General features: G+C 71.7%; 12 protein-coding genes. 3 read left to right on the forward strand and 9 right to left on the reverse strand.

Annotation, left to right across the window (positions count from 1 at the left end; genetic code table 11):
- Nucleotides 1-37: 37 nt before the first annotated feature.
- Nucleotides 38-1,462, reverse strand: a complete 1,425-nt coding sequence (locus ACFY6U_RS24645) for an amidase (RefSeq protein WP_390041467.1) — start codon at nucleotides 1,460-1,462, stop codon at nucleotides 38-40.
- Between the two features lie 226 nt (nucleotides 1,463-1,688).
- On the opposite strand from ACFY6U_RS24645, the gene ACFY6U_RS24650 reads away from it, so the two are divergent.
- Entirely contained in the window at nucleotides 1,689-3,077 is a 1,389-nt protein-coding gene (locus ACFY6U_RS24650) for a glycoside hydrolase family 43 protein (RefSeq protein WP_390041469.1), read from the forward strand.
- A gap of 341 nt (nucleotides 3,078-3,418) precedes the next feature.
- Here the strand turns inward: ACFY6U_RS24650 and ACFY6U_RS24655 are convergent, their stop codons facing one another.
- Nucleotides 3,419-4,450 carry a serine hydrolase domain-containing protein gene (locus tag ACFY6U_RS24655; RefSeq protein ID WP_390041471.1) on the reverse strand — a complete coding sequence of 344 codons (1,032 nt, stop codon included), beginning with the start codon at nucleotides 4,448-4,450 and terminating at the stop codon, nucleotides 3,419-3,421.
- Nucleotides 4,451-6,260: 1,810 nt separating this feature from the next.
- Here ACFY6U_RS24655 and ACFY6U_RS24660 point away from each other — a divergent pair.
- The gene (locus ACFY6U_RS24660; protein WP_351497348.1) at nucleotides 6,261-6,395 is read left to right on the forward strand and encodes a hypothetical protein; all 135 of its coding nucleotides are present in this window, start codon (nucleotides 6,261-6,263) and stop codon (nucleotides 6,393-6,395) included.
- A 490-nt stretch (nucleotides 6,396-6,885) separates the two neighbouring features.
- Here the strand turns inward: ACFY6U_RS24660 and ACFY6U_RS24665 are convergent, their stop codons facing one another.
- From ACFY6U_RS24665 to ACFY6U_RS24685, 5 genes are read right to left on the reverse strand one after another with little or no spacing between them, the layout of a single operon-like run.
- Nucleotides 6,886-7,461 carry a hypothetical protein gene (locus ACFY6U_RS24665; protein WP_390041472.1) on the reverse strand — a complete coding sequence of 192 codons (576 nt, stop codon included), beginning with the start codon at nucleotides 7,459-7,461 and terminating at the stop codon, nucleotides 6,886-6,888.
- Nucleotides 7,458-8,852, reverse strand: a complete 1,395-nt coding sequence (locus tag ACFY6U_RS24670) for a hypothetical protein (protein ID WP_390041474.1) — start codon at nucleotides 8,850-8,852, stop codon at nucleotides 7,458-7,460. The genes ACFY6U_RS24665 and ACFY6U_RS24670 overlap by 4 nt, the downstream gene beginning before the upstream one ends.
- Nucleotides 8,849-9,655, reverse strand: coding sequence for an ABC transporter ATP-binding protein (locus ACFY6U_RS24675; RefSeq protein ID WP_390041476.1), 807 nt, complete (start codon nucleotides 9,653-9,655; stop codon nucleotides 8,849-8,851). Before ACFY6U_RS24675 ends, ACFY6U_RS24670 begins: the two co-directional genes overlap by 4 nt.
- A 23-nt stretch (nucleotides 9,656-9,678) precedes the next feature.
- Nucleotides 9,679-10,497 (reverse strand): zf-HC2 domain-containing protein, encoded by an 819-nt coding sequence (locus ACFY6U_RS24680; RefSeq protein ID WP_390041478.1) that lies wholly within the window; start codon nucleotides 10,495-10,497, stop codon nucleotides 9,679-9,681.
- The gene (locus ACFY6U_RS24685) at nucleotides 10,494-11,054 is read right to left on the reverse strand and encodes an RNA polymerase sigma factor (protein ID WP_390041480.1); all 561 of its coding nucleotides are present in this window, start codon (nucleotides 11,052-11,054) and stop codon (nucleotides 10,494-10,496) included. Before ACFY6U_RS24685 ends, ACFY6U_RS24680 begins: the two co-directional genes overlap by 4 nt.
- A 95-nt stretch (nucleotides 11,055-11,149) precedes the next feature.
- On the opposite strand from ACFY6U_RS24685, the gene ACFY6U_RS24690 reads away from it, so the two are divergent.
- Entirely contained in the window at nucleotides 11,150-11,473 is a 324-nt protein-coding gene (locus ACFY6U_RS24690) for a Rid family hydrolase (protein WP_390041481.1), read from the forward strand.
- Between the two features lie 27 nt (nucleotides 11,474-11,500).
- Here ACFY6U_RS24690 and ACFY6U_RS24695 read toward each other — a convergent pair whose 3' ends face one another.
- Together ACFY6U_RS24695 and ACFY6U_RS24700 are read right to left on the reverse strand one after the other, a co-directional pair.
- Nucleotides 11,501-12,007, reverse strand: coding sequence for a hypothetical protein (locus tag ACFY6U_RS24695; protein WP_390041483.1), 507 nt, complete (start codon nucleotides 12,005-12,007; stop codon nucleotides 11,501-11,503).
- Between the two features lie 81 nt (nucleotides 12,008-12,088).
- Nucleotides 12,089-12,739, reverse strand: coding sequence for an NAD(P)-dependent oxidoreductase (locus ACFY6U_RS24700; RefSeq protein WP_390041485.1), 651 nt, complete (start codon nucleotides 12,737-12,739; stop codon nucleotides 12,089-12,091).
- Nucleotides 12,740-12,763: the final 24 nt, after the last annotated feature.

Here is a 12,763-nt window from a genome sequence, read left to right on the forward strand (position 1 = left end):
GTACGGGCAGGTCAAGCCACGGGAAAGTGGCCTGCTCCTACGCCGCCGGGGCGTCGACGGCCGTGGCCTGCGGCGGCCAGAGCTCGTGCCAGCGCAGTTCGGCCTCCAGCTGGGCGGCGAGGGAGACGAGCAACGGCTCGCTGTCCGCGGGCCCGAGCAACTGCGCGCCCACCGGCAGCCCGTCCCCGACGAACCCGGCCGGCACGTTCACCCCCGGCCACCCCAGCACGTTCCACGGCCAGGCGTAGGGGCAGGCCGCGATCATCGCCCGGTCGGTGGCGAACTGACCCAGGCCGAGCAGCGCGCCGACGCGGGGCGGCGGCGCGGCGGTGGTCGGCGCGAGGACGACGTCGTACGAGGTGAAGAAGGCGCCGATCCTGGCCCGCAGGGCGGCCTCCGCGCGCCGGGCGGCCCGCAGCGGGGCCCCGCCGAGCAGCCGGCCCAGGCGGGCCGCCTCCAGGGTGCGCCGGTCGAGGAGGCCCGGATGCGGTGCCTCGCGGACGCGCTCGGCGATCCCGACCGTGGCGCGCGGGACGAAGGTGAGCCCGATCTGGCCGTAGGGCGGGTCGGCCTCCTCGACGGTGTGGCCCAACGCGGTCAGCCTGTCCGCGAGTTCGAGGACGCGGGTGCGCAGTTCCGGCTGGAGCCGGGCGGGGAGCGCGGTGAACGGCGGCTTGAGGGAGAGGGCGATGCGCAGCCGCCCGGGATCGCGGCCGACCGCGTCGCCGAGGGTCAACGGGGCGGGCCGGTGCGGGTCCTGCGGATGGTTCCCGCTCGCCGCGTCCAGCAGCAGGGCCGCGTCGGCGACCGTGCGGGCCAGGGTGCCGTTGACCGTGATGCCCTGGAAGGACTCGCCGGGCGGCCAGGTGGAGATGCGGCCGCGCTGCGGTTTGATGCCGACGAGGTGGGTCCAGGCGGCCGGGATGCGCACGGATCCGGCGCCGTCCGAGCCGAGCGCGGCCGGCACCAGTCCCGCCGCGACGGCGGCCGCCGAGCCGCCCGAGGACCCGCCCGGCGTGTGCAGCGGCTGCCACGGGTTGCGGGTCGCGCCGAAGGCCGGTCCCTCGGTGAACGGCCACTGCCCGAGCTCGCACGTATTGGTCTTGCCGACGATCACGGCTCCGGCCGCGCGCAGCCGCCGTACCGCCTCCCCGTCCTCCGCCGCCGGCGGGAACTCGCCCGGGCAGCCGAAGGCGGTCGGCTCGCCGGCCACGTCCGTGTCGTCCTTGACCGCGACCGGCACCCCGAGCAGCGGCCGGCGTACCCCGGCGGCCAACTCCCGGTCGGCGGCGTCGGCTTCGGTGAGGGCCGCCGTACGGCGCACGATCCGGAAGGCGTTGAGGGAGCCCTGCGTGGCCTCGACGCGCGCGAGGCACTCCTCGACCAGCTGGCGCGAGGTCAACTCCCCTGCGGCCAGGGCGCGTACGGACTCGGCGAGACCTGCGGAACGGTCGTACGGCATACGGTGACCCACCTCCGGGGCGCAGCGTTTACCGGAGAGTAACGTCGATCCGGCTTCCCCGGGACAGGTTTCCCACAGCCGGCGCGCAGGGGCGCCCCAGTCCTGCACAGAGCATTGACGTGCACCTGCCGCGACTTCTACTTTCTGCGTCGACTTATCGAACTCAGTTCGAAATGCCGGACGCATTGCTGTGTCCGCGTCTGCACGAGCCCCCCGGAGAGCCGCCGTGACCACACGTCCCCCCGCCCCGTCCCGTCGCACCCTGCTGCGCGCGCTGGCCGCCCTGCCCGCGACGGCCCTGGCCCTGGGCGAACTGCCCGGCCTGCTCGGCGCGGCCGAGGCCGCCGCGCCCACGAGCGGCTACGCCACCCGCTACACCGTCGTCCCGTTCCTCGACAGCGACGACGGCACGGTCAACGTCTACCAGTCCGACGACGCCACGGACTTCCGCCTCCTGCAGTCCTCGGCCTACACACCGCCCGGCAACCGCATCCGCGACGCGAGCATCTTCAAGCACACGGACGGCTACTACTACGTCACCTACACCACCCACACCTGGGAGGACGAGAGCACCACGATCGGCTTCGCCCGCAGCGCCGACCGGGTCGACTGGACGTTCCTGTACGACTACACGATCCCCCTCACGAACCTGTCCCGGGCCTGGGCGCCCGAGTGGTTCGTGGACGGCGACGGCAGCGTCAACGTCATCGTGTCCTGCTCGACCACGGACGACGAGTGGATCTTCACCCCGTACGTCCTGACGGCGACCGATTCCGCGCTCACCGCCTGGACCTCACCGGTCGCCCTGTCCGGCATCGGCCCGAACCACATCGACACGTACATCGTGAAGGTCGGCTCGACCTACCACGCGTTCACGAAGAACGAGACGGCGAAGTACATCGAGTACGGCACGGCCGCCAGTCTCAAGGGCCCCTACACGATCTCCAGGACCGGTGACTGGGCGGGCTGGGGCAGTTACCGCGAGGGCCCCTCCGTGATCCAGCTCGACAACGGCGCCTGGCGGATCTTCTTCGACGGCTACGGCGACGGCAACTACTACTACAGCGACAGCCACGACACCTTCGCCACGTGGTCCACACCGACCGCCCTGCCGACCCTCTCGGGCACGGCCCGGCACTTCACGGTGATCAAGGAGACGGTGTCGGGCGGCCCGTCCCTGACGAAGAACGCGACCCGCTCCTTCCAGTCGGTCAACTACCCCACCAGGTACTGGGAAGAGGTGTCCGCCCTCCTCAACCTCCCGGTGGTGACGAGCTCCAGCGCCACCACCGACAAGCAGGCGGCCACCTTCACGGTCGTCGCGGGCCTCGCCGACGCCAACGCCTGCTCCTTCCGCGACGCCTCCGGAAACTACCTGCGCCACTACGCCTTCCGGGGCCGCTTCGACGCGAACGACGGCACGACGACGTTCGCCCAGGACGCCACGTTCATCGCCCGCACGGGCTCGACCAGCGGCTCGGTCCGCTTCGAGTCGTACAACTACCCGGGTTACTACCTGCGCCACTACAACTACCAACTCCGCGTGGACATCTCGAACGGCACCGACCTGTTCCGGCAGGACAGTTCGTTCTTGCCGGTGACGTCCTGGGCCTGAGCCGTACTTGCGGAACGGGGTGAAAAGGTGTGAGGGGCCCGGCGAGCGCCAGAACGCTCACCGGGCCTCGGTGTCGAGGGACGTCGACGATGCGGCCGCCCTCGCGGACCTTCTGGGTCAGTGTGTCGGCCCGGACGAACGAGTAAAGGCCCTGGTCAAGGGGGTGGGCGATTGCGAAACGTGGCAGCCTGTTCGTCCAAGTGTCCGGCCGCCGCAGACCCGCTCGCCCCTGGAAACGCTACCGAACGACCTCGCCGGGACCAGACGCTCTCTGAGGCTGTGCAGCACGACTAGGCGTTTCGCATCGTGATCCGGAGGCGGCTCCCACGGCAACGCGCAGGTCAGTCGAAAATGGCGCAGTTGACCGCGTCCATCAGGGCCGCGCCGGTCTGGTGCGCCTGCTTGGTGAGAGTGGACGTGGCGAAGAAGAAGGCGGCCGTGCGACGGCCGGTGGAGTCGGTGACGTTGTAGGTCGCATAGCCCGGGACGACGCCGACGTGGTCCCAGACCGTGCCACAGGAGGTCTTCGCCGTCTCGATGCCCAACCCGTAGGCGAGCTCGTCCGGGTCCCCCGAGCCGTCCTCCGGCACGGTGGTGCGCATCTCGGCGAGTTGGGCGGCGGGCAGCAGGCGGCCCGACATCAGTGCGCCGTAGAAACGGGACCAGTCACCTGCGGTGGACACGATCGCGGCATCCGCTCCGTCGGCCGTGACGTAGTCGCCGGTGACGTCCACGTGGTCGTCGTGCTGCGGTCCGGCGTAGTTCCTGAACTCGTCGGGGACGTCCGGTGGCATGTGGGCGGCGTCGGGTTCGTAGCCGTGCGCGTGCCGGTCGTGCCAGGCGGAGCCGGTGGCATAGAAGGTGTGCCGGAGCCCCAGGGGGCCGGCGATCCGGTCCCGTACCAGCGCGGCAAGGCTTTTGCCGGTGGCCTTCTCCAGGACGGCGCCGATCGCGATGTAGTTGGTGTTGCTGTACGACCACTCGGTGCCGGGCTCGAACAGTGCCGGGTGTCTGCTCACCAGGCTCAGGATTTCCGTCGACGTCCATACGTGGGAGTCCCGGCCGGTGAGGGCGGGTACGAGGGCGGGGTCGTCGGTGTAGTCGAACAACCCACTGGTGTGGTTGAGCAGCATGCGCAGGGTGATCGCTCTGCCGTTGCGCACCTGGCCGGGCAGCCACTTGTCGACCGGGTCGGTGAGGGCGAGTCTGTGCTCGGCGACCAGTTGCAGGACGAGGGCGGCCATCACCGTCTTGGTGTTGGACGCTTCTCGCACCTCGTCGTCCGCCCTGAGCCGATGGTCCTTCTTCGTCCAGGCGGCCTGCTCGGAGATCTCGATGGGCCTGCCGTGACCGTCGTCCACGCGCACGATCACCCCAGGCACTCCTTCTTCCACCAACTTCCGCGCCAGCTCCCGCAGGTGAGCGCGTGTCTCCGCGGTGCCGTCCTGTCGGACCGCCGTACTCTCGTGGATCGTGTTCGCAGTTGACGGGGTCGCGGCGAGGGGCACGACGAGGGCCGCGGACACCGCAACTGTTGCCATTGCGCGAAACCCCGTTAATTGCGGGCGCCGTCGAACACGCACATTCACACGCAATTCATGCTCCTTCGAGATCCGGGAAGGTCGTCGGGCACGATCGGGGTACGGCGAGGACAACACGGGGCTCCGCTCGGCGAGTTGCGGCCCAGCCCCGGGGCGAAGCCAGCTCCAGCGGGCCCTGCACGGCCCTGGAGAATCCTTCGGAGGATAGCCGAAGACGGGGTGAAAAGGACGGCCGATGACGCCGATGCGGTCGTGCCGGCCATCGGCCGACGCGCGGGATGGTTCGGGACCCGGATCACCGAGGGCGAGGGAACGGATGTGGCCTGTGTCGAACTCCCGGAGCGCCAGGTGGAGCCGGTCCGCGCGTCGGCGCCGCGGGCAAGCCGATGATCGGCGTCCTCTATCAGGGACGCCCCTACCCCCTGGCCGAGGTCGAGCCTCGGCGCGACTCCTCGCGTACTACCCGGGGCCCGAGGGACCGTGGCATCACCGCCGCGCGGTGAAGTCCGCACGTTCCGTGACCTGCGTGAGTGCATGGACGCCGTCTTGGTGGCTTCGGGCGTACCGAACCGCGACGTTCAGACGCGGATACGGCACGAGACTCTCGCCTTGACCCTGGACTCGTACGGCTTTGCCAGGGAAGCGGGCTGGGAGAACGCGCCCGCCTCGTTTGCGGAGTTGTTCGGCATCCCGGCGCCCCGGACCTTCGCCGGGTGCTCGATCTCGAGCGGTGGGTGGTCGTGTGTTCACCGGCGGTCGTTCACTCTCCTGGGCGGGGCGGACCGGGTGAGTGCGTCGCTGTGATGGACAGCGTTCCCGAAGCCGACCGGGCTGCTGCCGACCTCTCCATCCCCGGTTGCCCGGCTTCGGCAGCAGGCGCGCGATTCCGGAGGCCTGGTCCCGGTGCCCCTCGATAGGCCGAACGCAGCACGAGTGGCAACACTGCTGTCGCTTTCGGACAGTAGGAACCATGAACCGTCACCGACGCCCACACCGGCGTGCCCCGTGGATCGCGGGCGGTGCAGCCGTGCTCGTCTTCGGTGGCATCGGTGTGTGGGCCTTGGTGACGCAGGAGCACGGCACGCCCCGGCCGACGCCGTCGGGCCTCACGCTGCCCACGCCCCCCCGATCGCCGGGGCCCACCCCTACGCCGTCCAGCAGCCCTCCTCGGCAACCGACACCGTCCAGCAAACACCCCCAGCCGACACAGGGGAGGACGACAGGCGCCCCGCTGCCCCCGACGAAGCCGAAACCGAAGCCGGAGCCGACGCCCGCACGGTCCTCGGCAGCCAAGCCGCCGGTGAGGACCCCACCGACGGCTGCCCCAGTGGCCCCAGTGGCACCGGTAGCACCGGTAGTACCAGTGCCACCACCGCCACCGGTGACACCTACGCGGCCTCCAGGAGTGCCGTCGACGCCGTCAGTGACGTCGCTTCCGAGACCGCCGTCGACGCTGCCCGCGACGCCGTCAGTGACGTCGCTTCCGAGGCCGCCGTCGACGCTGCCATCGACGCCGCCTCCGAGCGTGCCATCGACCCCGCCTCCGGCACCGTCCGCGACGTCGCTTCCGCGGGGGCCGTCGACGCTGTGGTACACGAGCCCGGCGGCAACGGCCGCTGCCAGGCGTATGGAGGCCGCCGGGGTGGTCGGCGACCCCGCCTGCTCTCTGTCGGCTTTCGGGCGGCCTGATCCGGCGCTGATCCCGACCGGCCTGACGTCGGTGGGCACCGGACAGGCCGGCAGCTACTGGTGCCTGATCTGGAACCGTGACCCGTGATCCTCGTGTTCCTCAGCCCCGGGGTGCCGCCGCCCGACAGGGTGCCGTCCACCACGTCGCGGAGCTGGTCGGGCCACGGGCCGCGGTCAGCGGCGGGCAGGCTTCGGCGATGCGGCGCTGTCTGCGCGGCGAGTCGCCGTGGTCCAGCGGGTCTGTGCACGTTCGAACGGCCATTGCTCGAGCGTGTCGTCCGCGAGCGCCGCCTGGAAGTACGGTGCGGCGTGCTGCGGGTCCGCGAGCAGCGCGCGGACCCGGGCGGCCCAGTACTCGCTGCGGGAACGGTCGGCGGCGATTCACCGCATGATTTCCGCGGTCCCGACCTCCCGACCACCCACCACCGGCGGACCGGGATCGTGAGCCGGGCACCGGTTCTCTCGCGCGCTTCCACCATTTCTCACGGATGCTCCAGGAAGTGAGGCCCGCTGGACAGTAGCTCGCGCCTGGTTCGGGCCCGCCCGCGGGAGCGGGTGCGGTGGGTGGTCTGGACCCGTCAGCATCGCGGGCCGGCGACGGCGTAGGCGGTGGTGCCGGACAGCAGAAGGACGAGGGCTGTCCATGTGCCCGTCGCGGTGCCGGGAGGCAGCAGCAACCAGCCGGCCACCTCCATCGCCGTGTTCGTCCGAGCCGGAGCGAAGGACGCGAAGGACAGCCAGGCGAACGGCAGCGTCCACGCGTACGGACCGCCCGAGAGCGCCGCGGCCAGTGCGGCCAGCCCGATCAGGCCCGCACCGTCCCGGACGACGAACTCGGCGGCTGCCAGGTCCTTCCCCATGGTCTGAACCGCCAGCAGCACCGCGGCGACGGCCACGGCGGAAAGCAGCACGTGCGCAGCTCTGCGGGGCACCCAGCGGATCGCAGCGGTCCGGTCCAGTTCGGTGTCCTGCCCGCCGAGCCCGATCGAGGCGGCCATCGCACCCGTGGCGAGGACGAGGGCGGGCAGCCGCGGATCCGCGGGCGCCCCGCCGCCGTCGCCGGCGAGTGCCCACGGCACCACCGCGCCGGTCACCGCCGCGGCGAGCGACGCGGGTACTCGGCGCGAGCGGGCGTACAGCGTCAGCCATCTCATCGGGACGCGCTGCCGGCCAGCGCTTGGAGCACGTCTCCCTTGCACGAGAACGCGGCCGTACGCATCGCGTCGATCCGCGCGAGCTGCTCGGCCCGCGGCAGCGCCTTGAGTTTCTTCCACACCGGGCGGGCCGCGGTGTCGGCGTAGTGGCGCCGGCTCGGCGTCGAACCCGGCAGCGACCTCAGCTCCCCGAGGACCCAGCCCACAGCTACGGTGCGCGCGACATCCTCCTCGCCCGTGCCGCTCCAGCCGACGGGGGTGCACCCCGGCACCATGCCCTCGCCGACGAGGGCCCAGGTCAGCTCCGCGCCCTTCGCGGCGGTGATGACGTCGTCGTCGAAGTCGACGGGCACCGCCCTGCTCGACCACCTGGGCGTGGTCCCCTCCGGCAGCACGGTGGTGTTCTCGCGGACGGAGACGGGCGCCCGGCTGCCGAGGGCGGCGTGCAGCAGGCCCAGCGCCTGCCTGCCCGGCCCCGCGACGTCGGCGAGTTGTGCCTGGTGCGTCCTGGTCACGCACACCGGGCCGTCGCACACCGGCTCCGCGGCGGCCTTGTCGAGGACGTACATCCGGTTCGGGTCGGAGGGGAGGACGAGCAGGGCGATCCCCGCGCCGGCCAGGACGGGCGCCAGGGCGAGCAGCCGGGCCCGCGGGGTCGCGGCGACCAGCAGCGCGAAGCCGGTCGCGGCCATGCCGAGCAGCCAGATCGTCTGCCCGAGGTGCACGGCGGGGGAGAGCGTGTCGAGAGTGTCGCGGACGTCCTGCACCGCCGGGGACAGCAGCGAGATCCGGTTCGGCTCGGTGCGCGGGATCCCCGAGGCCGTGGCCGTCTGCGTCCGGCCCAGCGTGGTCTGCATGAGTGCCGTGAACGCGAACGCGCCCACGGTCAGCAGTGGCGGGGTGAGCACCGACGGCAGGGCGCGCGCCGCCCCCATGCCGAGTACGGCTCCCGCGGCGAGGGACAGTGCGCCAACGAGCGAGATCGGCAGCCATCCCAGGTGCGTGTACGCGGTGTGGGCGAGCACCTGGACCCCGCCCGTGAGGACGAGCAGTGCGAAGGCCGAGGCCAGGGTCGTCGCCGTCGTGCCCGCAAGAGCGCCGGCGCGGTGCCAGGCGGGCCGCGACGTGGTCGTCAGCAGCTCGGACATCTTCGAGCGGCGGTCGCGCAGCCCCTGCAACGCACCGAACCCGACGGCGAGCGGCCACAGGTAGAACAGCAGGGCGCGGGTCCACAGGGCCATGGACGTCCACTGGGCCGTCCACGCTGTGGTGCCCGTCCACCACGTGCCGTTCACCAGGTACAGGAACGCCAGCGCGGACGTCAGGACCACGGCGCCGGCCCAGGGGGCGACGGACCGTTTCAGTTCGGTGCGCAGCACACGTGTGTTCACCACGAGCCCCCTGCCTGCTCCGGGTCCTGGAGGAGGGCCGAGTAGCCGCGCTCCAAGGGGCTGTCGCCCACGTACTCGGGACCGCCGGCCGCGGCCAGTTCGTCCGGGGTGCCCTGGAACACCAGCCGGCCCCCGGCGAAGAGCACCACGTCGGTGCAGGCGGCGGCCACGTCCTCCACCAGGTGCGTCGAGACGACCACGCAGGTGTCCGTGCCCAGCTCCTGCAGCAGCTGACGAAAGCGCAGCCGCTGTGCCGGGTCCAGGCCGACCGTGGGCTCGTCCAGCAGCAGGATCGACGGGTCGTTCACGATGGCCTGGGCGATACCGACCCGCCGGACCATGCCGCCCGAGAGCGTCTTCATCCGGTCGTCGGCACGGTCGGCCAGACCGACCCGCTCGACGGCTCGCTGCACAGCCGCGGGGATGTCCTTCCCGGGCACCTCCTTCAGCCACGCCATGTACTCGACGAACTCGCGAACCGTGAAACGCTTGTAGTAGCCGAACTCCTGCGGCAGATAACCGATCCGGCGGCGCAGCGCACGGTGCTCGCCCCTGCCGCCCGCGGACTCGCCGAGCAGCTCCAAGGTGCCCTGGGCCGGGCGCAGTACGGTGGCCAGCGCCCGGATCAGCGTGCTCTTGCCCGCCCCGTTGGGGCCGAGCAGACCGTGTACGCCGGTGCCCAGCGCCAGATCGAGGTCGTCGACGGCCATCCGTTTCCTGCCGGCCCTCACCTTCAGCCCGGTGGCCCGGATCTCCCAGGCGTAGGGCGTCGGTGCGATCTCGGCCGCGTTCGACGCGGGCATACTCCGATGTTCCTCTCCGACGTTCAACGATGGGCTCCCAGCACGCAGTACGCGCCCCTGCGGGCGATCACGACACCTGTGCCGAGCAGGAGGACCAGCCCCCACACGGGCATACCGTCCGTCCGCAGGACGAAGGGGGTACGGCCGGCGGCCACGGTCGGCGCCACGACCACCGCGGCCCAGCCGGCCATGAGCCAGACGGCGGCGCGGGTCACCCCCACGACCCCGCCCAGCGCCAGCGTCGTGGTGGTGAAGGCCAGACAGGGCAGCAGCCACTGCGCGGCCGTCACCCCTGTCACCCAGCCGGCCAGCAGCAAAGCGGGGACGACCACGGCGAGTACGGCCGCGGTACGCCGCAGTACCAGGTACAGACCCGCGCGCGGCGCGGAGGCCGTCAGCTCGTACGCGGGATCCAGACCGCGCGACCACGACGCCGCGACGCCGAGCACGGGCAGGACCGGGGCGAGCAGCAGCACCAGCGACACCTGGCCGAAGCCGGTGCCGACCAGGTCGAGCAGCAGGGCCAGCAGCGTCACGCCGACGACCATGGCCAGCCACGGCGCCATCGCGGGCGTCAGCCACCCCGACAGACGTGCCGACCGGCGCCGTCGGCGCGGCATTGTGGCGGTGACCGCCAGCCGGGGTTCGAGGCCGGACCACACGGTGTCGACCAGCGACGCCACGGCGGGCACCTCGGCACCGACAACGGCGGACAGGCGGTCACGGCATCCCCGGCACTCCTCCAGATGGGCTTCCACGGCCCACACTTCGTCGGCGCCGAGATCCTTGGCGCCGCGGGCATAGCCTTCGATGATCCGTGCCGACGCGTGTTCCCCGTTCATGCCAGTGCCCTCCGCATCTCGGTCCGGGCCCGGCGGGCCCGCGTCTTGACGGTGCCCTCGGGCAGTCCCAGCAGGACCGAGGTCTCCCGGACGGACAGCCCGTCGAGCACCATGGCCTGCAGTACGTCCCTGAGTTCCGGCGCCAGCAGTCGCAGCGCGTCCCCGACGTCACCGGCGACGGTCGCCGCGAGCACTTCTTCCTCGGCCGCGGGCGCCGCGGGGGACACCGCGGCGGCCGGTGGCGGCTCCGCGTGGTGGGCCCGGCGCCGGAACGCGTCCACGAGCCGGCGCGCCGCGATCGTCCACAGCCAGCCGACGGCGCTTCCCCCGGCCGCGGACCCGGCGAACGCGCCCGCAGCGCGCCACACCGCCAGATAGGTCTCCTGCATGACCTCGGCGACGATCTGCTCGTCCGCGCAGCGACGACGCAGCCGCACCGCCATCCACGGCGACGTACGCCGGTACAACTCCTCGAACGCGGCACGGTCACCGCCGGCCACCAGCCGGACGAGATGCTCCTCGTCCAGTCGGCCCAGTGCCTTCCTCGCTGATCTCACACCCGCAAGACGCCGGGATCGAACGAACGGTTTTCCGAACGAGGTGATGCCCGTCACACCCTCGTCGGGCCCCTGTGCGGACGGCCCGGACGCGCGTGGTCGTCACAGAACACCGTCGACGGGCCACGGATGATGATCCGCCGCGCGCACCACGAGAGCAGTCCCAGGGCATCCGCGAAGGCCCCGTCCTCCAGATCTCCGGGCAGCTTCCGTTCGACCCGGAGACGGGCGACGCCGTCGGCACCTCGGTCGCCGAGCAGACCACGCAGGTACTGCGCGACGTCACCGCCGCCCTCAAGGCGGCCGGCGCCGGCCTCGACGACGTCGTGATGCCGCGCGTGTACCTCACCGATGTCTACCTGCAGCTGCCGCCGGGACTGCTGGTGGAGATCGACGCCCTGGCCGTGCTGGACGGGTGACACTGCCGGCCGGTCGTCCTTCTGCTGTCAGTCGACCGTGGCTTTCGGATCGACGTCGCAGTGATCGATCGCGTCCACACGTCCCGTACCGGCGACGGGTACGCGCAGGGTCGCCTTGTCCTTCGCGGCCACCGACACCTGATCAGAGGTGTCGATGACGGTGAAGCCGTTCCTGTCCTTGAAAGCGATCTTCACGGTGAAGAGGCCCTCGCGTGTGTTCGGATTCCTGACTTCGACGGTGGCGTAGGGGTCGTCCGCGCTCGCGCAGCGCACGAGGGCGGCGGTGCCGTTCTTCAGAGGCCGGGCGGTGGCGCGGGAGGGGGACGCCGTGGGGGTGGCGGGGCGGGTGGGCTGCGCACGGTGAGTGCCGGTTCCGCTCGGGGACGGCCTCGAACCGTCGTGGTCCTGGCGGGAACCGCTGCAACCGCCACCGTCACTGCCGTGCTGGTCACGGCTCGAGGAGAACCCGGTCAGGGCCAGGACGACCATGGCCGACACCGCGGTGAATCTGAGGTTGCGCCCCCGTGTGTACATGCCGTAACCCTAACCACGGGCGTCGCCCCCGCCCCGCCGGGGGCAGCCGGGGGCTCGGTCTCCGGGGACGTTTCCGACCTGTCAGTAGCCGACGGTGAAGCGCTCGCCGATGTGCCGTGGCTGTTCGATCTCGTCGAGCAGGGCGACCGCGTAGTCCTCGGCGGAGATACGGCTGCCGCCGTCCTCGGCGATGATCAGATCTTCCTTGGCGATGCGGTAGACGCCGGTGCGCTCGCCCGGCTCGATCGTGGCAGCGGGGCTGAGGCTGGTCCAGCGCACATCGCTGACGGTGCGGCAGTAGTCCAGGGCGTCCCCGTGGGCGTGCATGATCTGGAGCAGGAACTCCGGCAGGCCCTCCGCGTCCCAGACCTGCGTGCCGTCCGGCCTGCGCAGGGAACCGGCGCCGCCGACCAGGACGAGCCGGGGTGCCGGTCCCTCCAGGCTGCGGACGCCGGCGACCAGGGATTCGGCGCCGGGCCTGATGGTGGCGACGTGGCCGGGCCCGTCGCCTCCGCCGACCGCGCTGATCACGACGTCCTGCCCCTTGGCCGCTTCGGCGACGGACCCGGGATCCAGGACGTCGCCGGTGACCACGGTCAGGCCGGGGTCGTTCCGGGTGAGCTTCGCCGGGTCGCGGACGACCGCTGTGACCATGTGGCCACGGCGGAGCGCCTCGTCCAGGATGCGGGATCCGATGGTGCCGGTGGCGCCGAACAGGGCGATCTTGGACATGTGAACGAATCTCCAGTTCCCTCT

Source organism: Streptomyces sp. NPDC013157, from assembly GCF_042899865.1.
Lineage (GTDB): Bacteria > Actinomycetota > Actinomycetes > Streptomycetales > Streptomycetaceae > Streptomyces.

Excerpts from the sequence above, each read along its gene's own strand:
- ACFY6U_RS24645 (WP_390041467.1), bottom strand. The coding sequence starts at position 1,462 with ATGCCGTACGACCGTTCCGCAGGTCTCGCCGAGTCCGTACGCGCCCTG.
- ACFY6U_RS24665 (WP_390041472.1), bottom strand. The coding sequence starts at position 7,461 with ATGAGATGGCTGACGCTGTACGCCCGCTCGCGCCGAGTACCCGCGTCG.
- ACFY6U_RS24675 (WP_390041476.1), bottom strand. The coding sequence starts at position 9,655 with ATGCCCGCGTCGAACGCGGCCGAGATCGCACCGACGCCCTACGCCTGG.
- ACFY6U_RS24680 (WP_390041478.1), bottom strand. The coding sequence starts at position 10,497 with ATGAACGGGGAACACGCGTCGGCACGGATCATCGAAGGCTATGCCCGC.
- ACFY6U_RS24695 (WP_390041483.1), bottom strand. The coding sequence starts at position 12,007 with ATGTACACACGGGGGCGCAACCTCAGATTCACCGCGGTGTCGGCCATG.
- ACFY6U_RS24700 (WP_390041485.1), bottom strand. The coding sequence starts at position 12,739 with ATGTCCAAGATCGCCCTGTTCGGCGCCACCGGCACCATCGGATCCCGC.